At 74.3% G+C, this 21,708-nt stretch carries 16 protein-coding genes; 12 read left to right on the forward strand and 4 right to left on the reverse strand.

Annotation, left to right across the window (positions count from 1 at the left end; translation table 11 throughout):
• The first annotated feature begins 723 nt into the window (after window positions 1-723).
• The 11 genes from ACWEPX_RS27945 to ACWEPX_RS27995 all read left to right on the forward strand — a co-directional run bounded on the left by ACWEPX_RS27945 (window position 724) and on the right by ACWEPX_RS27995 (window position 16,803).
• Window positions 724-3,705: an AAA family ATPase gene (locus ACWEPX_RS27945; RefSeq protein ID WP_451900230.1), complete on the forward strand. Its 2,982-nt coding sequence runs from the start codon at window positions 724-726 to the stop codon at window positions 3,703-3,705.
• Between the two features lie 72 nt (window positions 3,706-3,777).
• Window positions 3,778-5,382, forward strand: coding sequence for a protein kinase domain-containing protein (locus ACWEPX_RS27950; protein ID WP_451900231.1), 1,605 nt, complete (start codon window positions 3,778-3,780; stop codon window positions 5,380-5,382).
• Window positions 5,382-6,917 (forward strand): SPFH domain-containing protein, encoded by a 1,536-nt coding sequence (locus ACWEPX_RS27955; RefSeq protein WP_451900232.1) that lies wholly within the window; start codon window positions 5,382-5,384, stop codon window positions 6,915-6,917. The genes ACWEPX_RS27950 and ACWEPX_RS27955 overlap by 1 nt, the downstream gene beginning before the upstream one ends.
• On the forward strand, window positions 6,904-8,448 hold the full coding sequence (locus ACWEPX_RS27960) for an Hsp70 family protein (RefSeq protein WP_451900233.1): 1,545 nt from the start codon (window positions 6,904-6,906) through the stop codon (window positions 8,446-8,448). Before ACWEPX_RS27955 ends, ACWEPX_RS27960 begins: the two co-directional genes overlap by 14 nt.
• Before the next feature lies 1 nt (window position 8,449).
• On the forward strand, window positions 8,450-10,927 hold the full coding sequence (locus tag ACWEPX_RS27965; protein ID WP_451900234.1) for a hypothetical protein: 2,478 nt from the start codon (window positions 8,450-8,452) through the stop codon (window positions 10,925-10,927).
• A gap of 5 nt (window positions 10,928-10,932) precedes the next feature.
• On the forward strand, window positions 10,933-11,787 hold the full coding sequence (locus ACWEPX_RS27970) for a hypothetical protein (RefSeq protein WP_451900235.1): 855 nt from the start codon (window positions 10,933-10,935) through the stop codon (window positions 11,785-11,787).
• Between the two features lie 11 nt (window positions 11,788-11,798).
• Window positions 11,799-12,155 carry a GAP1-N2 domain-containing protein gene (locus ACWEPX_RS27975; RefSeq protein WP_451900236.1) on the forward strand — a complete coding sequence of 119 codons (357 nt, stop codon included), beginning with the start codon at window positions 11,799-11,801 and terminating at the stop codon, window positions 12,153-12,155.
• Complete coding sequence (locus ACWEPX_RS27980; protein WP_451900237.1) at window positions 12,128-13,696, forward strand: GAP1-M domain-containing protein; 1,569 nt, start codon at window positions 12,128-12,130, stop codon at window positions 13,694-13,696. The genes ACWEPX_RS27975 and ACWEPX_RS27980 overlap by 28 nt, the downstream gene beginning before the upstream one ends.
• A gap of 443 nt (window positions 13,697-14,139) precedes the next feature.
• Window positions 14,140-15,252 carry a TRAFAC clade GTPase domain-containing protein gene (locus ACWEPX_RS27985; RefSeq protein ID WP_451900283.1) on the forward strand — a complete coding sequence of 371 codons (1,113 nt, stop codon included), beginning with the start codon at window positions 14,140-14,142 and terminating at the stop codon, window positions 15,250-15,252.
• Between the two features lie 4 nt (window positions 15,253-15,256).
• Window positions 15,257-15,574 (forward strand): hypothetical protein, encoded by a 318-nt coding sequence (locus tag ACWEPX_RS27990; protein WP_451900238.1) that lies wholly within the window; start codon window positions 15,257-15,259, stop codon window positions 15,572-15,574.
• Between the two features lie 221 nt (window positions 15,575-15,795).
• Complete coding sequence (locus ACWEPX_RS27995; RefSeq protein ID WP_451900239.1) at window positions 15,796-16,803, forward strand: DUF5914 domain-containing protein; 1,008 nt, start codon at window positions 15,796-15,798, stop codon at window positions 16,801-16,803.
• Here the strand turns inward: ACWEPX_RS27995 and ACWEPX_RS28000 are convergent.
• Window positions 16,761-17,600, reverse strand: a complete 840-nt coding sequence (locus ACWEPX_RS28000; protein WP_451900240.1) for a YhjD/YihY/BrkB family envelope integrity protein — start codon at window positions 17,598-17,600, stop codon at window positions 16,761-16,763. The two genes, ACWEPX_RS27995 and ACWEPX_RS28000, sit on opposite strands and share 43 nt — an antisense overlap.
• An 82-nt stretch (window positions 17,601-17,682) precedes the next feature.
• Here ACWEPX_RS28000 and ACWEPX_RS28005 point away from each other — a divergent pair, with 82 nt between their 5' ends.
• Window positions 17,683-18,384 carry a CDP-alcohol phosphatidyltransferase family protein gene (locus ACWEPX_RS28005; RefSeq protein WP_451900241.1) on the forward strand — a complete coding sequence of 234 codons (702 nt, stop codon included), beginning with the start codon at window positions 17,683-17,685 and terminating at the stop codon, window positions 18,382-18,384.
• Here ACWEPX_RS28005 and ACWEPX_RS28010 read toward each other — a convergent pair.
• The 3 genes from ACWEPX_RS28010 to ACWEPX_RS28020 are packed head-to-tail and all read right to left on the reverse strand — an operon-like array spanning window position 18,328 to window position 21,685.
• On the reverse strand, window positions 18,328-19,794 hold the full coding sequence (locus tag ACWEPX_RS28010; RefSeq protein WP_451900242.1) for a phytoene desaturase family protein: 1,467 nt from the start codon (window positions 19,792-19,794) through the stop codon (window positions 18,328-18,330). The genes ACWEPX_RS28005 and ACWEPX_RS28010 overlap by 57 nt on opposite strands.
• On the reverse strand, window positions 19,794-20,903 hold the full coding sequence (locus tag ACWEPX_RS28015; RefSeq protein WP_451900243.1) for a glycosyltransferase: 1,110 nt from the start codon (window positions 20,901-20,903) through the stop codon (window positions 19,794-19,796). The genes ACWEPX_RS28010 and ACWEPX_RS28015 overlap by 1 nt, the downstream gene beginning before the upstream one ends.
• Window positions 20,900-21,685, reverse strand: coding sequence for a carotenoid biosynthesis protein (locus ACWEPX_RS28020; protein WP_451900244.1), 786 nt, complete (start codon window positions 21,683-21,685; stop codon window positions 20,900-20,902). Before ACWEPX_RS28020 ends, ACWEPX_RS28015 begins: the two co-directional genes overlap by 4 nt.
• Window positions 21,686-21,708 lie beyond the last annotated feature (23 nt).

A 21,708-nucleotide genomic window follows, 5' to 3' on the forward strand; every position in this document is an offset into this window, starting at 1 on the left:
AACGACCGCATCCATCGGAGCGCACTCATCTCGGATCCCCTCGTCAGCCACGTACCGGGGAAGATCGACTTGCCGGTGCTGGGGGTTATCCGGCCGTTGAGAACTTCACTCGGCAGGCCGAGCGCGCTCGCACGGACGGTGGCCCAGGTTGAACCGGTCAGGCCAGTACAGATCCCTATGCTGCCGGAGCGCGGACGGTGAGGGTGGTGAAGCCGCGTTCGGTCCACCCCTCCCGGGGACCCGGAACTCGGAGGCCGATGTCCTGCGATGCGGGTCGAAGGAGGCCCCAGATGATGTCCACCGCACCGTCCAGACATCCGCGAGTCCAGGGGTGCCCGCGTGGCCCACTCGACGCTGCGCAGTGCTACCTCGGTTTCAGGCAACTCCAGGTGGGCGGTGGGACCGGGGAGCAAGCCTGGGCAGGTCGGGTGGATCGGCGGGGATGGGTCCGGCGCGGCGGCCTGGAAACAAAGAAGGTGACGATCGGTCGGGTTTCGGTCCGTTACTGCTGGACAGGCCCTGCTGCGGCGCGTTCCCAACAGTCGTCCGTTGACTTACTCGGCGTCACTGGCATGAAACTCGAGCACCGCGTCCATCCCTCATTCGCTGTGCTCGGGCTCCACCCGGTGCGAATGCCCGGGTCAACCACGGTTGTGGCCGTATCTCCGACAGCCCGGGTCGCGGTCCTCCATACTTGTGGGGCGTGTCCGTGATCGAGACGGGGTGCGGGTGGTCGAGCCGGGGCTGACGCTGAACACCGTGCGGACTGGGACGGTGATCGGGTCGATCGTGCAGGCGCGGTCGGTGGTGTTCGGCAGTGGTGACGTGCCGGTCGATGAGGCCGTGTGTGACCCGGGGCCGGTGTTCGCCGACGTGCTCGCCGACGGGTTCACCGGGCGGGGGTGGCTGATCGAGCGGATCGACCGGTTCCTGGGTGAGCGCCAGTGCGGGTATCTGTGGGTGGAGGGGGACGCAGGCGTCGGCAAGACCGCGCTCGCGGCGCACCTGGTGCGGGAGCGTGGATGGGTAGGGCACTTCGCCCGTCTGACCCGCGGCGGCCTTGCCCGTGTGGGGCTGCGGAACCTGGCGGGACAGCTGGCGCGCCTGCCCGGGCTGGATGATCTCGCCCCGGGCGGGTTGCTGCCTGAGCGGTTGTGCACTCCGGAGGGTTTCGTGACGGCGCTGGCCAAGGCCGTCGGCCGCATCCGGCCGCCGCTCGTCCTGGTGATGGATGGCGCCGACGAGGCGGAGCGGGTGGCGGGGGCGCTCCCGTGGGGGCTGCCGGTCGACCTTCCCGCCGGCGTGTTCGTGGTCGGGACCTACCGCACGGGAAGCCCGCCGCCGCTGACCGCCGCGCCGACAGAGGTGGTGCGTGTCCGCGCGGACGCCCAGGAGAACATCGCCGATCTGGAGGAGCACCTGGCCCGGTTGCTGCCCGACCGGATCGCCAAGGAGTTGACCGCGCGCTGTCGGGGGCTCTGGGTATACCAGAGACACGTGCGCGCGGAACTTCGGCAGGGCACGCAAGTCGATCTCGGCACTCTCCCCACGGGGCTGGCTCGGTACTACGCGAACCGGTTGGAGGGGTGGAGCCAGGCAGACGACTGGCACAGTGCGCTGCTGCCGTTGCTCGCCACTTTCGCCGTCGCCGGTGAGCCGCTGGCGGCGCCATCGCTGGCCAGTCTGTCCGGTGTGGACGAGGACGTCGTGCGCGCGCACTGCCACACGACGTTGCGCCCCTTCCTCAGCGCCGTCGATAACCCTGATGGTCGTCGATTCCAGCTCTACCACGCCAGTCTGACCGAGTTGCTGAGTGGCGTGCGGCCACGCGACGACGGACCTGAGCAGGACTGGAAGTGGTGGGACATCCTCAGCGCGGCCAGCCTGCAGGCTCATAGCCGCGTTGCCGACCAGTACCTGCACGTGTTCGGGCCCGACGGGTTGCAGGCCCTGGTCGCCGACCCGGCGTTGGCCGCCGTCGACGGCGGCTACCCGCTGCGACACCTGGCGCGGCACCTCGTCGCGGCGCGCAGGTACGACGACCTGCACAGCCTGCTCCGCGCCGGGCCGACGGCCTGGTTCGCCGCGCATGACCACGCCAACACCATCGACGACTTCCTCGCCGATGTCGCCACCGCACGCGCCCTGCACACAGCGACGACGGATCGAGCTCTGTCCGCCGGGATGCCCGCGCCGACCCTGTGCGACGAAGCGCATTACGCGCTGGTGGCCGCGTCCGTCGTCAGCCGCGCCAACGCGGTCTCGGCCGAACTGGCCGCCGCGCTGGTGGCGGAGCGCGTGTGGACACCGGAGCGCGCGGTCGCCCACGCCCGGCGGCTGCCGACGGCGAGCGCGCGGGCCCACACCCTGGCCGTGCTCGCCGCGACCCGACCTGACCTCGTGGACCAGGCGTTCGCCGCCGCCGACCAGGTGACCTTCCCGTACGCCCGCGTCGAGGTGCTGCTGAAGCTCATCCCGCTCGCCCACGACCGGCGCACGGACCTCGTGGACCACGTGCTGGCGGCCGCGGCCGACCACCCCGAGGTCTTCGCCGATCTCGCGCCCTGGCTGTCCCCTGACCGCCTCCAAGTCGCGCTGTCGACGGCGTCGGACATCCCCCATGCCCGCGCCCGCGCGCGTGCCCTGACAGCGCTGGCCCCTTACGTTCCCGAGGCGTCGACCGGCGCGCTCGCCGCGATCCGCGCCATCAGCGCCGAACACGACCGCGCCGAGGCCATCACCGGGCTGGCCCCGCACCTGTCCGATGCACAGCTGAGCGATGCTCTTGACATCGCGGCCGCGATCACCGGCCACCACCGACTTCCCGCGATGGCGGCCCTGGCGGGCGTCGACACCGTCCTGCCCGAGGCCCACGCTCTCACCGACAAGAACCACCGCGCCGACACGCTCGCACGGTTGGCGCCCTACCTGTCCGTCCCGCAGTTGCGCGACGCGCTCGCGCTGGCGGTGGGGGACCGGCGGATCGACCTGCTCCTCGTCCTCGCCCGCCACCTGCGCGAGGCCGCCGAGCCCGCGTTCGCCGCGGTGTCGGGGATCGGCGAGCCGTCGGCGCGGGCCACCGCGCTCACCCGCCTGGCGCCCCACCTGCCCGCGGGCAGACGACGCGCGGCCCTGCGCGCCGCGCTCGCCGCAGCGACCGCCGTCGCGCCGAGGAAACGGGACGAGCCCGCGGGGCTGGCCTGGCCCGGGCCCACCGAGACCCACGCCGTGGCCGCCGCCCGCCGCTCCGCCGACCCCGTGCGGCCGCTCGCGGACATTGCCCGGATGCGCGATGACCACAAAGCCGTCGCCCTCGCCGCCCACGGTCCACACCTGCGTGGTGACGACCACACCACCGCGCTCGCGCTCGCCGTGGTCATCACCGACGAACGCTCACGTTCCACGGCGTTGACCGGCCTTGCCCCACACCTGCTCGACGCCGCCCAGCTCGGCGCCGCGCTCGCCGCGACACCGTACGGAGACCGCGGGCTGCTCTGCGCGATCGTGGCGCGCGCGGACACGGTGGCGGGCGACGAGGACTTCACCAGGCTGCTCCGCGAAGCGCTGCGCGACACCGGCCGCGACACCTGCGCGGCGATCCTGGCCGCGGCCGTGCCTCGACTGACCGCGCTCACCGGGACGGACGCCGCCGCGTGGCTCGACGCCGCGCTGCGGGAGGTCCGCAGTTGGTGGACAGATTCATGACAGCGGGCGTGTTGACCGGTTCTTGACCCTACGATGGATCTTCCGGGAGCCGCAGCGTCGGAGGATGGATGGATGAGCGAGGTCCCGCTCGACGACCTGCTGCCCGGTGACCTGCGGCAGGTCGGTCCCTACCGGGTGCTGCGCAGGCTCGGCGACGGCGGGATGGGCGTGGTCTACCTGGCATCGTGGTCCGGGACCGACCGGGAGGTCGCGGTCAAGGTCATCCACCCGGCGTTCGCGGCCGCCGCGAAGTACCGGGCCCGGTTCGCCAGGGAGGTGCGGACCGCGATGCGGGTCCGGTCCCGCCACACGGCGCGGGTCCTGGACGCGGAGCTGGACACCGACACCCTGTACGTGGTGACCGAGGTGATCGGCGGGACCACCCTGACCGACCTCGCGGCCGGGACCGGCATCGACGCCGAGCGCCTGCTGCCATTGGCGAAGGACACCGCCCAGGCCCTGCTCGACATCCACGAGCACAAGATCGTCCACCGCGACCTCAAGCCGTCCAACGTGATGGTGGCCGACGGCCGCGCGACGGTGATCGACTTCGGGATCGCCGCGGACCTGTCCGACCTCGGCGGCGTGACCACCACCAACCACGTGCTCGGGACACTGCCCTACCTGGCCCCGGAGCTAATCGACCCCAACGGACCCCGTCGGGCGTCCCCGGCGTCGGACGTCTTCTCCTGGGGCTGCATGGTCTACTACGCCGCCACCGGCCGCGCCGCCTTCTCCGGCGCGTCGACCACGCTCGTGCAGCGGGCACCCGATCTCTCCGGCGTGCCCGGCGCCGTCCGCGACCTGGTGGCCCGCTCATTGGACAAGCGGCCCGACCGGCGGCCCTCGGTGCGCGACATCCTCGGCGACCTCGACACCGTCGGGGCCAAAGTCGTGCTGTGCGGGGAAAGCCGACGCAGCTACACCGCACAGCTGCGGGCCCGCCTGCTCGACTCCGGGCTGGCCGTGCGGGTCTCCGCCGACCCCGATTCCCTCGCCGACGCGTCCGTGCTGGTCCTGGTCGTGTCCGAGCGGCCGGACCCGGCAGTGCGCGACATGCGGCTGGCGGCCCGCGGGCGCGGAGTCACCGTGCTGCCCGTGCTCGTCGGCGGCCACAGCGAGCCGGACGCGTTCCTCGACGCCCGCACCGGCGCCCTGCCCGACGCCACGCACCTGCGGCGGATCCGCGAACTGGCGGCGCGGGAACAGCGGTCCGTGCCGGTGCGCGGGCTGTTCGATCCGGCGATCGCCGCGATCGCCGCGGAGCTGGCGGCGGGCGACCTGGTGACGGCCGACCGGCACACGACCGCGGTGCTGCTCGCCGCGGCGGGGTGCGCGGAGCGGGGTTGGGCAGGCCCGGAGGAGGTCGCGGCGATCGGCGCGGATCTGCTGCGGGACTGCGCGCACGTGTGGGAGGACGGCACCGGCGGTGACCACGGCTTCCTTGCCCAGCGCCGTCTCATGGCCGACGGGGAGGGCACCGAGGTCGCCGACCTCGCCGCCTGCTTCGGCTGGGGCGACCCGGCGAGGATCGCCGCCGACTACGGCGCCTGGGTGGCGACGGCAGGCGCAGGCTTCTTCCCGACCCTGCGCTCGGCTTCCCTGTCCAGTCCGTGGTTCGACTCGTGGAACAGCACGGTGTCCGCGGTGTACCGGCGAATTCGGAGTGAGTTCTGATGGTCTTCTACATCGTCCTGCTGCTGCTGGTCGGCGTGGCCGTCGGCGGCGCGCTGGTGTTCATCCGCGGCATGCGGACGCTGCCGCTCGACCAGTACGCCCTGGTGAGCAGCCGCTTCGCCGGGCTGCGCCGGGTCTCGTCGCGGGAGGAGTACCTGCTGCGGCACACCAGGATCGTGCTCGGCGGACAGCCCTCCTGGCTGCCGCAGTGGCTGTACCGGGTGGAGACGTACGACTACGTTCGCGTCCCGCCCGGCTCGGTGGGGCTCGTCGTCGCCAAGATCGGCACGCACAAGCCCACCCATCGGCAGCTCGCCAAGCACGTCGAGTGCGCCCGGTTCCAAGACGCCGCGAGGTTCCTGGACAACGGCGGCGAGCAGGGTGTGCAACCGGAGCTGCTGCTCGGCGGCGAGCACTACGCCATCAACCCGTTGCTGTTCGACGTATTTACCGTCAACAACCCGCCGAGCGACTTCCCGGTCACCGCCGATGACCTGCGCCTGGTGTCGGTCGACGCGGAGGATGTCGGCGTCGTCATCGTCCACGACGCGCCCGCGCCTGACGATCAGCGCGCTCCCGCTCCCGTCGTGCCCGGGCACGCCAACTTCCAGCAGCCCTGGACGTTCCTCGCCGCGGGAGGGCGCAGCGGGCCGCAGACGGAAATCCTGCCGGGCGGGGCGAAGTACGCCATTCATCCGATGTTCGCCCGGGTCGTGCACATCCCGACCCGCGAGCTCACCCTCACCTGGCAGGCCAAGTCAGGCGCCGAGGACCGCTACGACTCGGACCTCGCCCCGCTCAACGTCACCATCGAGGGCTACGACCTGCAGGTCGACCTGACGCAAACGCTGTCGATCCCCCCGTACGCCGCGCCCTACCTGGTCAAACGGTTCGGCGAGGACTCCGACGGCGACGTCGGCGACCGCAAGTCGACGGCGGTGAAGCGGTTCGTCAGCAAGGTGCTCGGCGAGAAGGTGAAGGGGTACTTCACCGAGCGCGCGGCCGCCGCCGAGATCGACCGGTTCATCCACGAACTCGCCGACCTGCGCGGCAAGCTCAAGGTGCAGATCACCCAGGCGCTCGCCGAGGTGCAGGTCGAGGCCTACGAGACGACGATCGGCGAGATCCGCTTCGCCTCCGACGAGCTCAACCAGGAGTACCGCAAGTACGCCCAGCTGCGGCAGCGGTACCGCCAGCGCGAGCAGGAACTGGCCATCGAACGGGTGACCACCGACATCGAGCGCGAGAAGCTGAAGGTGACCAGGGAGCAGCTCGCCGCCCAGGAGCAGGTGCTGATCGCGCTGTTCGGCGCGGAGCACCGCAGGAAGGAACGGCGCGAGGCGATCGCGGTCCGCGCCCAGCCACCGATGATCCTCCTCCCCGGCGGCGGCATGGTCGGCGGGCCGCCCGTCCAGGTCCCGCAGGCGACCCCCATCGCCGTGCCCGAGTTCGACCCCACCCGGGACATGGACCTGCTCGACGCCAGCCCGGGCGTGCCGACCGACCGGAAGGCCGACGCCGGTGACCGGGAGTGACCAGCGCAGGCCGCTGCTCGGCATCGACCTCGGCACCACCTACACCTGCGTCGCCGCGGCCGACGGCGCGGGCGGCGAGACGGTGCTGCCCAACGCCGACGGCGACTCCACGACGCCGTCGGTGGTGTACTTCCACGAGGACGGCACGGCCCTGGTCGGTCGCGCGGCCGTGGCGCGCCGCGACGACGACCCGAGCCGCGTGGTCTCGCTGATCAAACGGGAGATGGGCCGGGCCGGGGTCACCGTGGACGCGGGCGGGCGCCGGTACCACCCGCAGCAGGTGTCGGCCGTCATCCTGCTGAAGGCGGTGCAGGACGCGCTGGCCGGACTCGGCCGCCCCGCGCCGGACACCGGGCCGCTGGCCGACGTCGTCATCGCCGTCCCCGCCTACTTCGGCGCGGCGGAGCGCAAGGCCACCGCGCAGGCCGCGCGGCTCGCCCGGCTGACCCTGCTCGACATCGTCAGCGAGCCCGTCGCGGCCGCCGTGGCGCACGGCCTGCACCGGCGGGAGGGGCGCACCGCGATGGTGTACGACCTCGGCGGCGGCACCTTCGACGTCACCGTCGTCCAGGCCCGTTCGGACACCCCGGCCAAGGTCGTCGCCATCGCCGGGGACCATCGCCTCGGCGGGGCCGACTGGGACCGGCGGCTGACCGACCTCATCCTGTCCCGAGTCGATGGAGAATCGCTGCGCGCGGACCCGATGGTGATGGCCAGGCTGGTGCGGCAGGTCGAACAGGTCAAGATCGCACTCACCGCCACCGATCGGCACACCGTGTCCATTCCGGACCTCGGCACGGTCACCGTCACCCGCGAGGAGTACGAGGAGGCCACGGCGGACCTGCTGGACCGCACCATCGAGCTGACCAGGGACGCGCTCGAACTCGCCCAGCGGAACGGCGTCGTGGCCATTGATGACCTGCTGCTCTCCGGTGGCATGGCCCGCACCCCGGCGGTGGCCGCCCGGCTCGCCGGGGAACTGCCCGACCTGCCACCCGCCCGGCTGGCCGACGACACCGACCACACCGTCGCCAGGGGCGCGGCCCGGCTGGCCTGGCGCGCCTCGGGCGGGCAGGAGCCCGACGACGCGGTGGGCTCGGTCACCGCCAAGGGGTACGGCCTGGCCGTAGTGCGGGACAACGACCGTCCCGCGCTCGGCCACGGTGTGCTCTGGATGATCCCGCCCGGTGCCGAGGTGCCCGCCAAGCACCACCACGAGCTGTGCACCATCCGCGACGGCCAGCGGCGCATGGCCATCCGGGTGTACGAGTCGGCCACCGGGTTCGTGCGCGGCGACCTCGCCGACGACCCCGCCCACCACCGAGGCCTGATCGAGGGCGAGATCACGGGCCTGCCCGCCGGCCTGCCGAAGGGCCAGCTGGTCGGGATCGACCTCGAACTGGGCGCCGACGGCATCCTCTCGGTGCACGCGCGCGCGGTCAACGGGGCCGACCTGCGGCTGGAGGTCGAGGTCGCGGGCGCGATGTCCGAGCCGGAGATGGACGCGCCGCTGCCCGGGATCCGGAGCTGACATGGCCGATCTCGACGTAGAGTCCTATGTGGATGACGTGGTCGTTCCGATCCAGACCGGCTGGTCCCCGCACAACAACTACTTCCGCGTGTACCGGATCAGGCCGGACGCCTCCGACGCCGAAGTGGACGACGCGCTGTCGGACATGCCGGACCACTGGGGCGCGGCAGGTCTGCGTCAGCACGCGCTCGCCTTCGACCGGTTGCACGCCTGCCACGAGCAGGCCGCGGTGGTCCTCCGCGATCCCGCCCGCCGCGCCCGGCACCGCGCGACCGTCGAACGGGAGCACAGGGCGCTCGTCGCCGTCGTCCGCCACCGGCTGCACGGCGCGCCCGCGATGCCCCCGGGCGAGGTGGCGGCGCTCGTCGGCGCCGCCGAGGGCCGCTGGAGCCGACCGGACGTCGTGGCCGCGCTGGCCGCCGCAGGCGCGGAGGTCCGCGCGGCGGACCCGCTGCCGCGCCCGGTCCGGCCGAAGCGGTGGCAGCGGCTGCGGGAGCACCTGGCCGACCTGCCGCACGACTCGCTGTGGGAGTACCTGACCGGCACCCCGGACCTCGACGGCGCCAGCACCCAGGCCGTCGGACTGGAGGCGCGGCGGAAGCTGCTGCGGGTGGCGCGGGACCGGGCCGCGGACGCGGAGCGGTCCGTCATCGCGCTGGTCCGGCTGTGGATCGGCGAACCGGGCGGGCTGGCCGCCGTCCTCGCCCACGAACTGGTGGCCGACCTGGCCGCGGCCGCCGTGTGCGGCTACGCCGCCGTGCGGGACCTGGCCGACCCGAAGCGGTGCGCGGCGGCGAACCTGCCCCCCGACCCCGACGCCCTCGCCTACGCGGTGTGGGCCGCTCGCGCCGAGTCGCCGTGGACGGCCGGATACACCACCGCGGTGGCCGAACGAAGGCTGCGGGACGCGCTCGCCCTGCTCGACGCCCACCCGCTGCCCGAGTTGTGGTGGCGAACGCGGGGCGAACTCGCCGACCGCCTCGCCCGGCTGGACACCGAGCTCGCGCACGCGCTGGCGCTGATCGACACCGCGCCCGAGGACGCCGCCGCCCGGCTCCTGGCGGTCGGCCGGGAGCTGGCGGACAACGCGGTCGCCGAGGGCCTGCGGCGCTGTCCGGCCGCGCCGCCTGGAGCCGTCGATGCCACAGTGGACGGCGATCGGGTCGTGGTGCGGTGGCGGCCGTCGCCCTCGACGGCGGGGCGTATCGGCTACCGGGTGACCCGAGGCGCGATCACGCTCGCGGCGGAGACGAGGACGCTGTCCGTTGTCGACGAGGACGTCCCGGTCGGGCCCGACCTCGTCTACACGGTCACGACAGTGCGCGAGGGCGAGCCCGGCATGTCGGCCTCCAGCGAGCCGGTGGCGGTCCGACCGGAGGTGACGGACCTTCGGGTCACCTCGGAGCCGGGGATGGTCGTGGGGGAGTGGTGCCTGCCGAGGGCCGCCCTGCGGGCGGTAGCCGACCGTGTCGGCGACGGCGCTGTGATGGCGGGCGACACGGGCTTCGTCGACCAACAGGTGACCCCTGGGCATGAGTACGTCTATCGGGTGCGAGTCGACTACCCCGAGGGCCGCAGCAGCGGTGTCGTCGCGCGGGTGGTCTGCCTCCGCGAGCCGGACGCCGTCGCCGACCTACGGGCCGTGGCGTCAGGCGACGTCGTCGAGCTGACATGGACCCCGCCGGGCGGCGCGCTGGTGGAGATCCGGGTGCTCACCCGGCCTGGGGGCGAGAAGCCCGGAGTCGTCCGTCCTGAACAGGCTGACCACGTCGGTCCGCTCCTGGCCGCGAGCCGCACCGGTCGGGCGCGGGTCGACGCGGCCGATCTCGCCCTCGGGCGGACGTTCGTCCCGGTGACCGTGTCCGGCCCGCTCGCCGCGATCGGGACGGCGGCGGTGCTGGACATCTCGCCCGCTCGGGTCGATGGGCTGCGGGCGACCAGGTTCGGGCCCGAGGTGCGGCTGACCTGGCACTGGCCCGCCTGGGCGCACGACGCGCTCGTGGTCTGGCGGCCCGGAGCGCCGCCCGACGGGCCCGCCGACGCCGCGGCCCGCCGGATGCCGACCACGCGCACGGCGTACCTGAGCCGGGGCGTGCGGGTGAGCGCGGCCGAGCCAGGCGACCACTGGTTCGGGGTCTGCGTCGCCGACCGGGGCGACTACGGCCCGCTCACCACGGTCTGGTCGCCGTGCCCGGTCCAGGCCCGCTACCGGATCAGCGGACGGTTCCGCACCCGGGCGATCGCGGTCGAAGGCGACGCGGGCCTGCCCGACGTCGTGGTCGTCGCGCAGACCGGCCGCAGGCCGCTGGCGCCGGAAGACGGAATGACGCTGGCCGTGCTTCCCGGCGGTGCGCGCACGAGCGGCACGGAGTTCGCCGTGCCCGCGGCGCTGCGCCGCCCGGTTTACCTGCGGGCGTTCTCGTTGGACGACTCGGTGTGGCTGCGCCATCCCGATCCACGCGAACTCGTGGTGCGCTGATCGCGGTGCGGACGGTCACCTGCCCGTACTGCCGCTCGGTCGCCGCGCGCGACCGCCTCGTGCTGAGCTGCATGCCCGGCTGCGGGGCGGACGCTGCCTCTTTTCCGGCTCGGGACCTGCGCCGCGGCCGGTGCCCGCACGGCCGCGCCCCGCAGGCCCGGCGATGCTGCCCGGAGTGCGACCGGGCGATCCCGCGCGAGTACGCCGAGGCCGGGAGCCGGACGATCGTCGTGGCGGGGACGGCGGGGGCGGGCAAGAGCACCTGGGTCACCGAGGTCATCCGGCATCTGTCCACGGGCGAGGGCGCGCACACCGGCCTGTCCGCCGACCTGCTCGGCGAGGACTCGCGGGGCTGGCGCGCGGGGTCGGACGGTCCGATCCTGCTCAGCCTGCGTCTGCCCGCGCGCGTTCGGCCGGTCGTCCTCGCGCTGTACGAGCGCGGGCTGGGGGACTGGCCCGGCAGGGCGGCGGGCGTCGTGCTGCTGATCGACCCGACCCGGCTGCCCGGGGTACGGCCCGTGCTCGGACTGCCGCCCGAGCCGCTCGCCCCGGTCCTCGCGGACCTGCCGCCGCGCACTCCGGTCGCGGTGGCGGTGAGCAAGCTGGACCAGGTGCGGGACATGTTCGACGTCGGCTCACCGTTGCGGCAGCCGTCCCCGCACGGCGAGCGCTACGTCGAGGCGGACGGCGTCGACGTCCACCACGAGGTCGCGTCCTGGCTGACCCGCTGGGCCGGGATCACGGCGGGACACCGGTACTTCGCCCTGTCCGCGCACGACGGCGGCTACCGGGTGGCGGACCCCCTGCTGTGGCTGCTCACCAGGTTTGGCGCGTTCCGTGTCACGAGAGGCAGGCGATGACACCACACCAGATGCACTACACGTCCTGCCTCGACGGGATCGAGGGCGCCGCAGGGTTCCAGGTGAGCGCCGTGTCCCTCGGGGCGCCGTGGCCGCTGCTCCGGCTGGTCACCCAACACAGCGTCCACGAGCCGGGCCCGCCGACGTTCGGGCACGTCGCCTCGCCTGCCGGCTGGGCGGTGTTCCGCAGCGTCGACGCGGGGGGGGGGATGTCACCGGCAGGCCGGGGAACTATTTCGTCCACGCCGTTCTGGACGACGCCGCGTTCGGGGTCGACGACGCCCTCCCGGTCGACCTGTGCTCCGGCGGGTTCTGGATCGGACGGAAGATCGAGGGCACCGTGCTCCCCCGGGTCACGGGGTCGGTGACCGCGCCCATCCCGGACGCGGTCGTCGCCGCCTTCCTGGCCGAGGGCGAGCGGTCGGACCACCTGGCCGCACTGGTCGCCGCGGTGCAGACCGGCCTGGTCGAGCACCGGCCGACCGTGCTGGTCTGCCCCCAGGAGGAAGTGCTGGTGTGGTTGACCGCCGTCAGCCGCTCGTTTCCACGCGAGGTGGCCCTGCGCATCACGTTCCTGACCCGCGCGTCGGGTCCGCCGAGCCAGGACGTGGTGCTCTCGTGCGCCACGTCCGCGCCGCGGGTTCCCGCCGTCGTGTGTGACGTCGGCGCTGCTCCCTCGGATCGGCTCACCCCGTACGCCGCCGCGCTGCGCCGGTCCTGGTCGGCGGGGTGGTCGCGCGAGCAGGCGTCGGTCTCGATCGGACTGGCGGACCTGGACGCCGTCGCCGAAGGGCTGGCAGCCGCGGACGAGCCCATCCTGCTGCGCGTCGCGGCGCGACGGAACGCGGCGTTGTGGCCCGCGGTGCTCGACGGTGTGGCGAGGGTCGGCATGACCGAGCTGGAGCCGTGGCTGGCACTGGTCCCGGACGCGCCAGCCGCGCTGGCCCGACACTGCCTGGACGCGATCGTCGCGCGCGGTGTCGCCCAGGTGCCGCGGGCGGCGGTCCCCGCGCTGCGGGACGGGCTCGCCGAGCTGCCCGGGCCGACCGCCTGGCGCCTGCGTCCGGAGGTCGCCGCGCAGCTGGCGCACCCGCCCGCGCCCCGGGCCGTCGAGGTCGCGCTGGCGCGGCACGGGCGGCACGACCGCGTCGCGGTGACCCGGCGCTACGCCGAGGAGAGCCCGGCCGACCTGCCCGCGCTCGGCCGGGTGCTGTGGGCGGAGCCGCCCGACCACGCCGAGACCGGACCCGTGCTCGACCTGCCGGACGACGTGCTCCGGGACACCGGGCTCATCGACCACCTCGTCGCCCAGATACGAGCACTGCGGGATGAGCGGGTCGGCAGCAGGCTGTCGGCGGTGTCCGCCCGCGTCCTGGCCGTGGCGCCCGATCTGACCGACGTCGACCGCGCGGTGATTGAGGCCATCCGGTGCCTGGACACGCTGGGCGGGCGCGCCCCGCTGCGCAGAACGGCCGCCACCGCCGTCGGACCCGCGCTCGAACTGGCGGGCGTGCTGCCCGGGCTGGACCGGACGGGGCTGGCCCGGCGGCTGCGCTCGGCCGTCGAGACGCGGCTGCGGCTGGTGGCTGACGCCGGGGCGGCCGCGGCCGCGGTCCGGTCGGCGCTGGACAGCGACCAAATCCGCGCCTTCGAGGTGGTCGCGGTCCGCGCACTCTCCGCCGCGTCCCCCGAGACGGTGGGCGTCACCTTCACCGCGTGGACCGCCATGAACCGCTGCGCCGTCCGGGACCGGCTGCTGCACGATCGCCTGCCCGTCGCGCTGCGGGACAGATCGGCCGACTTCCTCGCGAGCGTGCCGGTTCCGGACGACCGCAAAGCGGACTGGTCCCGCTGGCGGGCCAGACACCGCCGTCGTTCGGTCCTCAGCAGACTGTTCAGTCGGGGTTGAGCGTGTGGGGCGTGCAGGCGTTCGCCGCTGTCATCGGGTTCCTCCTCGCGCTCGTGGCCACGGCGGTGGGGTTCATGGTGGCGCTTGCCGCCAGCGCTCTGCTCGGCGCGGCCGTCTCAGCCGTCGCCTTCCTCCGTTCCCTGCCGCGGGACCACCGGCAGGTGGCGCCCGCGCCGGGTAAGGACCCGGCCCCGCGCGCCTATCTGACCGGCCCGGTCTTCCACGACGTGCGCCGCGCGGCCCGCACCGCCCTGCTCGCCGCGCACCGCAGGCTTGTCGCGCTGCCCGACCCCGATTCGCCGGACTCGCTGCTCGCCCGCCTGCTGCGGCGGGAGACGGTGATCCAGCAGGAGTTGGTCCTGGTGCTGCCCGCCGCGGGCGTGGCAGGCGGCGTGGTGGCGGGATTCGGGGTGGTCGCTGCCCTGGTCGCGATCACCACGGCCATGCACGCGTCGCTGGTCGGTCTGGTGGTCGCCGTCGTGCGGGCGACCGCGACCGGACTGCGCTGGTTCGAGGTCGCCGCCCTTACCCTGCGGGGGATCACCACCGAGTGCGGCACCTGCCAACAACGGCTGTACCGTCCGGAGTTCGTGTGCGGGTGCGGCCGGGCCCACGCGCGCCTGGTGCCCGGCCTGCAAGGCGTGTTCCGTCGGACCTGCCACTGCGGAATCCGCCTGCCCACGTTGCTGATCACCGGTAAACACCTGCTGCCCGCACGCTGCGGCCTGTGTCGCGCGCCTCTGGCCAATCCCGTGCAGAGGGCCCCTACGGCACACCTTCCCGTCGTCGGCGGAATGGGCGCGGGCAAGTCGGTCTTCATGCACACCGCGATAGCCCGACTGCGCGACGACGCCACCTTCGCCCCCGCCGACACCACCACAGCCGACCGCATCACCCATGCCCGTGACCTGCTTCGAGCGGACACCCTTCCCCCGACCCCGGTGACCCAACCCGTCGCCTTCACCGTGCACCTCGCACGCCACCTCCTGCACCTCTACGACGCCGCCGGCGAGATCATCGAACGCGCCGACCACCGCGCAGTGTCGGGATTCCTCAACCTGGCGGGCGGCGTGATCCTGGTGGTCGACCCCTTCTCGCTCCCCGCCGTCGCCACCCGCGTCGACCGCGCCGCCCTCTCCGCCGCCCGCCCGTCTCGCTCCGACCCGAAGTCCGTCCTCGACGGACTGGTCGAGACCCTCACCGAAACCCGAGGCAGCGCCCCGATGATCCCCGTGGCCGTCGTGCTGACCAAGGCCGACGCGTTGGTGGACCTGCCGACCGTGCCCCACCCGCTCGCCGGTGTCACCCCCGAGGACCGCTCTGCCGCGACCCGCCGGTGGCTCATCGATCAAGGCCGGATCGACCTCGTCAACTCGGTGGAACGGCACTTCACCGAGGCCCGCTACTTCGCGGTCACCTACCTGGACGCGGACGAGGTCCACGAACACCCGACCCTGACGACCCCCATCGTCCACGACGACCCCGCGTCCCCGATCCGGTGGCTGTTGGGCGGGGGTCGGCACCGCCAACCGCGCCCTGCTCGGTCGTTAGCCTGACGAGGTGACCCATCAACGACATGTGCGATTGATGAGCGATTACGGCGTCGGCTGGCCCCTGTGGGACGACGGGGGCGCGATGGACCGATCGGCGGTGGAGCTGTCGGAGGCGCTGACCGCCCGTCTCGGGGCCTGGCAGCAGCACTTCGAGGAACGGTTCCACCACGAGACCGGCTGGCGATCCGCTCCCGATGCCGCGAAGTACGCCGAGGAGGGCAAGGAGTTGCACCGACTCCTCACCGACGAACTGGCCGGACACGCGAGGGTTGAGCTGGACCTCTGGCCGGTCCAACCGGAGCAAGGCGGACCGCCTCGCCGCTGATCGCCACACGTCGTAGAGGTGCTAGCCGGGCACAAGGCCCTGACCGGAGGCTCGACTCGCAGCCAACCCACGGGGCCGTCGACATGAGCGGCCAGGTGCAACCAGCCGCGCACGGGGTGGCCGTCGAACTCCGGCACGTCGAACGTGCGCACGTGGGTCCGGGTCGCGCTGCGGATGACGGCTGGGCGGGGGAGGGTGGTGGCGGAGCGCCGGGAGGGAAGATGTCGCTGATCGATCGACTCGTCTCCCGTTGGCCCGCGCACGTGCCGGTCAGGCCGATCGAACCGGGGTCGTGGGCGGCGCAGGAGCCCACCTGGCGGCAGGCGCGGCCTGGGGTGATCGCGGCTGCGACCCGGCGGGCCGTGGGGCGACCGTCTGGCAACTGGTTCGTGCTGACCGCCAGTGGCGAGGTCCGCGCCGATGTGCCGTTCGGCGCTTATGTGGGGCGGCACGAGGTGGTGGCCTGGCGGGACGAGGACGGCGAGGTGGTGGCTGGGCCTGGCGCGTGCCCCCACCTGGGTGCGCCGCTGGCCCTGGGCCGGGTGGACCGGGGGGTCCTGCGGTGTCGCTGGCACGGTCTGCCGGTCTCCGGCGACGGCGGTCCGGGATGGCGGCCGTTCCCCGTGCACGACGACGGGGTGCTGGTGTGGGTTCGGCTGGACAGCCTCGGGGGCGAGGCGCCGTCGCCCGCCCCGGTCGTTCCCGTCCGGCCGAGCCGCGGTGTGGCCGCGGTGGCGTCGGTGACCGGGGTGTGCGAACCGGTCGATGTGATCGCGAATCGGCTCGATCCGTGGCACGGCGGCTGGTTCCACCCGTATTCGTTCACCAGCCTGCGCGTGGTCAGTGCTCCTGAGGAGGATGGCCCGTCGGAGCGGGACCGGTTCGTGGTGGATGTGACGTTCCGGTTGGGGCGTCGGCTCGGTGTGCCGGTGCGCACCGAGTTCACGTGTCCGGAGCCGCGGACGGTGTGCATGCGCATCATCGAGGGGGAGGGCGCGGGCAGCGTGGTGGAGACGCACGCGACGCCGCGGGCGCCGGGCCGGGACGGGCGGGCGCGTACCTCGGTGATCGAGGCGGTGATCGCCACCTCGGAGCGGGAGGGGTTCACGGCGGCGATGCGGGCGGCCGTCGTGTTGCGTCCGGCGATGCGGTGGGCGGCGAAGCGGCTGTGGCGCGACGACCTGGCCTACGCCGAGCGCCGGTACGCGCTGCGCACGGGTGGCTGCTGAGCCCGGTGGGCGCTGAGGGTGGTGCGGTAGCCGAGGATCAGCACGACGTGCAGCAGGTACAGCCACAGCGCGAGGGCGGCGGCGACGCCGACCGCGGCGAGTCCGGCGAAGGGCACGCTCCAGTCGACCGGGATGGCCAGGAACAGCAGGAAGCCGTGCAGGAACCCGGTGAGGAACGCGCCGGTGGCGAACGCGCCCGCGACGGCGGCGCGGCGGGGCAGCGCGGTGGGGGCGGTGACGGTGAAGACCAGCGACAGCGCCGCCGAGATCAGGACCCAGTCGAGGTGGAAGGACGCCACCACGCCCAGCGCGAGCGACCAGCCACCCGCGCCGTAGAGGGATCCGATGGCGGGGGCGAGCGCGAGCGGCGCGGCCAGCAGCACCGGGGCGGCGGCGAGGACCGGGAGGAACCCGAGCCTGCCCTTCCACCCGGTCGTCCCGGTGGCGGGGTGCCCGGCGGGCTGGTCGAGGGCTCGGCGCAGGCCTTCGCCGTAGAAGGTGGCGGGGATCAGCGCGACGGCCAGCACGGGCCAGGGGGCGCGCAGCGCCGCGTCGGTGATCGCCGCGACCGCCGACCCCGCGCGTTGCTCGTCGGGCAACGCGGCCGCCAGGGCGTCGGCGCCGTTGACGACCCCGGCCTGGCCGAGGAGCGCGGCCGCGCCGCGCAGGCCGAGCAGCAGCAGGGGAACGATCGCCAGGCAGGCGAAGAAGGTCAGGCCCGCGGCCCACAGGGCGACGTCGCGTCCGCGCAGCGCGGCGGCGGTGTGGCGCAGGACGGACCGGACCGGTGGGGGCATGGCGGTGTCGTACCCGCTGTCCGCGCTGCTCTCACCCGCTGGCCGGGGTTACGGTGGCGCGACGGACCGGCGGGGGTGACCGATGGCCGAGGATCGGATGGACCCGGTGCGCGGCTGGGAGCGCCTGCACGGCGTGAACGTCTCCGGCAACCGGTTGGCGGTCGGGTGGATCCGGTTGGTGCACGTGCTCGCCCGCCCGGTGCTGCCGGTGGCGCCGGACGCGCTCTCGGCGGCGGGGGTGGCCGCGGCCGCCTGCGCGGTGGCCGTCGCCGCGCTGGGCTGGACCTGGGCGGCGCTGGCACTGGTGCTCGTGTCGGGCCTGCTGGACGGGATCGATGGGGCGGTGGCGCTGCGGACCGGGCGGGCTCGGCCGCTGGGTGCGGTGGTCGACGCCGTGGCCGATCGGCTCGCGGACCTGTGCCTGATCGCGGTGCTGGTGGTGCTCGGCGGCGACGCGCGACTGGCGGTGGTGGTGGCGGCCGCGGTGCTGCTGCACGAGTACGCCCGCGCCCGTGCCCAGGGGGCCGGGATGGGCTCGGCGGGCGCGATCACCGTCGCCGAGCGCCCGACCCGGGTGATCCTGGTGGCGGTGACCTGCCTGGGCACCGGGGTCGCGCCAGCAGGCGCGCCGGGCACCGGGTGGGCGTGGCCGATGGTGACGTTGTGGCTGTGGGTGGGCATCGCGGTGGTGGGCGGGGCGCAGTTGGTGGCGGGGATCCGGCGGGAGCTAGGCCGGGCCGATCAGGCGGGCGACGATCGCGGCGGACAGGGCGACCAGGGGTAGTCCGCCGCCGGGATGAGCGGAGCCGCCGACCAGGAACAGCCCGGGCACGCGGCTGCGGTTGGCCGGGCGCAGCAGGGCCGCGCGGGCGCCGTTGGACGAGGGCCCGTAGAGCGAGCCGCCGACCGAGCCGGTGTCGCGTTCCCAGTCCGCCGGGGTGCGGATCGCACGGTGCGCGACGCGGGCGCGCACGTCGAGGCCGCGGGCGGCGAGCACGGCCAGCACCTTCTCGGCGTAGTCGTGGGCCAGACCGGGGGCGTCCCAGTCGACCGCGCCGTGGCGAGGGGCGTTGACCAGCACGAACCACGCCTCGCAGCCAGGTGGGGCCGTGCTGGGGTCGTCGGGGGAGCAGACGTAGACGGTCGGGTCGTCGACCGGGCGCGGCCGCGGGCCGAAGACGGCGTCGAACTCGGCGTCGTAGTCGGCCGGGAACAGCACCCGGTGGTGGCGTCGCGGCGTTGTAATGCCGCGGAGGGCGAGGAGCAGCACGAACCCCGACAGCGATGGCTGGGTGCGGGCCAGCGCGCGGCGGGCGCGCGCGGCGCGCGGGTCGGAGAGCAGGTCGCGGTGCAGATGGTGCGCGTCGGCGTCGGAGACGACGATGTCGGCGGGCACGGATTCGCCCGCCACCCGCAGCCCGCTGACGCCTCGGCCGTCGGTGTCGATCCCGGTGACCGGCGCCGCGAAGTGGAATCGCGCGCCCAGCTCGCGGCAGTGGGCGTGCAGGGCGTCGGCGAGGCGGCGCAGGCCGCCTCGGACGTACCAGCCGCCGTGGTGCTGCTCGATGTAGGGCACGACGGTCATCAGCGCGGGCACCCGGCGGGGATCGGAGCCGGTGTAGGTGGCGTAGCGGTCCAGCAGCATCCGCAGCCGCGGGTCGGCGAGGCCGCGCCCGGCGCCGCGCAGCGTGCGCCATGGGGCGATGGCCAGCAGGTCGCGCACGTTCCTGCTGTGGCGCAGCAGGTCCGGCACCCCGTTGAGCGGTCGGTGCAGCACGGGTTCGCCGACCAGGTCCCACAGCCGCCGCCCCCGCCCCATGAGCCGGGTCCACTGCTCGCCCGCGCCGGGGCCGAGCGCGGCGGCCAGGGCGGGGGCGACCTCGTGCTCGGCGTGCGGCAGGTCGAGCACGGAGCCGTCGGGGAACCGGTAGTGGCACAGCGGGTCGACCGGCACGATGTCCACGTGCTCGTCGAGGTCGCCGCCGGTCTCGGTGAACAGGTCGCGGTAGACCTGCGGGAGGGTGAGCAGCGACGGCCCGGTGTCGAAGGTGAACTCCCCGAGCCGGGCGACGCCGAGCTTGCCGCCGTACGTGGGCGCGGACTCGAACACCGTCACCGCGTGCCCGGCGTGGGCCAGGCGCGCGGCGGCGGCCAAGCCGCCCATGCCCGCCCCGACGACGGCGACGGCGGCCATCAGCGGCTCCCGTGCAGGGCTCGGCCCCGCCACACCAGCGTGCCGCGGCGGCGGGCCCGCCATGACCTGCCCAGCAGCGTCAGCAGCGCCGCCACCGACACCGGGTGCGCCAGCGCGTCCGGCCAGGCCCGACCGCCGCTGGCCCGGGCGGTGACGACCCGCCCGAGCACCCCGGCGGCGTACCCGAGCAGCCCGGCCCGCGACCCGGTGGCGGCGGCCAGCGGCGGCACCAGGAACATCCAGGCCAGCAGCGCCGCGACCCCGGCGGCGGCGACCGGGCTCCCGGTGGCCGACCACAGCGACTTCTCGTAGCCCGCGCTCACCTGCGCCCACCCCCGGTACATCCGGCACGCGGCCAGGGTGCTGCCGTCGACGACCACGCCCCGCCCGCCCGCGGCCTTGACCGCCCGCATCAGCGCGATGTCGTCGAGCACGGCGTCTGCGACGGCAGCGAACCCGCCGCACCGGGCCAGCATGGCCGCGTCGATGACCAGGAACTGGCCGTTCGCCGCGGTCAGCGACGGCCGGGGGGACCGCTCGGCGGCGCGCAGCGGGAGGAACACCAGCCAGGACCACTGCAGCAGCGGCTGCACGAGCCGGGTGGCGGCGTCCTCGGCCAGCTGACGGGGGAACGGCGACACCGCGTCCAGGCCGTGGGCGCGCATCAACGCCACCGCGGCGGCCACGGCGTGCGGCGCGAGCTCCACGTCGGCGTCGACGAACACCAGCACCCGACCGCGGGCGTGCCGGGCCAGCAGGTCGCAGGCGTACGGCTTGCCCGGCAGGCCAGCGGGCGGTCCCGGAGAGCCGATCAGGCGCACCCGCGGGTCCCCGGCGGCGATCTCGGCGACGAGCGCGGCGGTGCCGTCGGTGGAGCCGTCGTCGCACACCACGATCTCCAGGTCGGCCACGCCGCGCTGGGCCAGCAGCGACCGCAGGCACGGCCCTACCCGGTGGACCTCGTCGCGCACCGGGAGCAAGAGCGACACCGACTCCGGGCACTCGCCCGGGTTCGCCGAGGGCCTGCGCAGCAACCGCGCGTTGATCAGCGCGTGCACCGACGACAGCGTCGCCGCGACCGCCGCCGCGCGCACCACCGCCCCGCTCACCGGTGCGCCCGCCACAGCGCGACCGCGAACGGGACCGCCACCGCGCCCATGAGCAGCCCGCCGACCAGCGACACCGCGGGCCGGTCGAAGAACGCCGCGTGCGCCCACACCGATGACCCGTAGGTCCACAGGTACAGCACCGGCGCCGGGCCACGCCGCAGCTCGACATCCGATCGGGTGAACACCACAAGGCCCGCGCTGATCAGGGCGGCCACGAGCAGCCACCCGGCGAAGTTCGTCACCGGCACCCCCGCGACCCCGGGCAGCGCGGGCGTGGGGTCGGCCCAGACCCAGTGGCCCGCGTCGACCATCTGCGGATCGAGGAACACGTCCCAGGACGCCAGCGCCCATGCCGCCACGGGCACCGCCAGCCAGCCGCGGCCCAACACCCGCCCGACCAGCGCCGCGGGCCACGCCATCATGATCCACGCCAGCGGCACGAGCACCGGCACGCCGACGAGCGCCGGGCCCAGCGAGCCGGTGTAGGCGTAGTCGCCGAACGGGAAACCCGTGTGCACCCCGACCGCCTCAGCGGCCAGCCCGCCGCCACCGGCGACCGCGACCAGCGCGACGGCGGCCCGTGGCCCGCAGCGGGCCGCGGCGTCGAGCACCGACGCCGACGCGAAGGCGACCACCGCCAGCACGGTCATGGTGGTGCGGTCCGCGGGCTCGGTCATCGAGTACACGATCTGCGCCACCATGGCCGTCGCGCCCAGCGCCCACGCCGCGACCGCCGCCGTCCGGACGCCGGGGACGGCGCGCACGGACATGCGGCTGAGCATGGGTGAACCCTAAGCGCGGCAGG

The organism is Actinokineospora sp. NPDC004072, assembly GCF_053604195.1.

Excerpts from the sequence above, each read along its gene's own strand:
- ACWEPX_RS27950 (WP_451900231.1), top strand. The coding sequence starts at position 3,778 with ATGAGCGAGGTCCCGCTCGACGACCTGCTGCCCGGTGACCTGCGGCAG.
- ACWEPX_RS27955 (WP_451900232.1), top strand. The coding sequence starts at position 5,382 with ATGGTCTTCTACATCGTCCTGCTGCTGCTGGTCGGCGTGGCCGTCGGC.
- ACWEPX_RS27965 (WP_451900234.1), top strand. The coding sequence starts at position 8,450 with ATGGCCGATCTCGACGTAGAGTCCTATGTGGATGACGTGGTCGTTCCG.
- ACWEPX_RS27975 (WP_451900236.1), top strand. The coding sequence starts at position 11,799 with ATGCACTACACGTCCTGCCTCGACGGGATCGAGGGCGCCGCAGGGTTC.
- ACWEPX_RS27985 (WP_451900283.1), top strand. The coding sequence starts at position 14,140 with ATGCACGCGTCGCTGGTCGGTCTGGTGGTCGCCGTCGTGCGGGCGACC.
- ACWEPX_RS27995 (WP_451900239.1), top strand. The coding sequence starts at position 15,796 with ATGTCGCTGATCGATCGACTCGTCTCCCGTTGGCCCGCGCACGTGCCG.
- ACWEPX_RS28000 (WP_451900240.1), bottom strand. The coding sequence starts at position 17,600 with ATGCCCCCACCGGTCCGGTCCGTCCTGCGCCACACCGCCGCCGCGCTG.
- ACWEPX_RS28005 (WP_451900241.1), top strand. The coding sequence starts at position 17,683 with ATGGCCGAGGATCGGATGGACCCGGTGCGCGGCTGGGAGCGCCTGCAC.
- ACWEPX_RS28010 (WP_451900242.1), bottom strand. The coding sequence starts at position 19,794 with ATGGCCGCCGTCGCCGTCGTCGGGGCGGGCATGGGCGGCTTGGCCGCC.
- ACWEPX_RS28020 (WP_451900244.1), bottom strand. The coding sequence starts at position 21,685 with ATGCTCAGCCGCATGTCCGTGCGCGCCGTCCCCGGCGTCCGGACGGCG.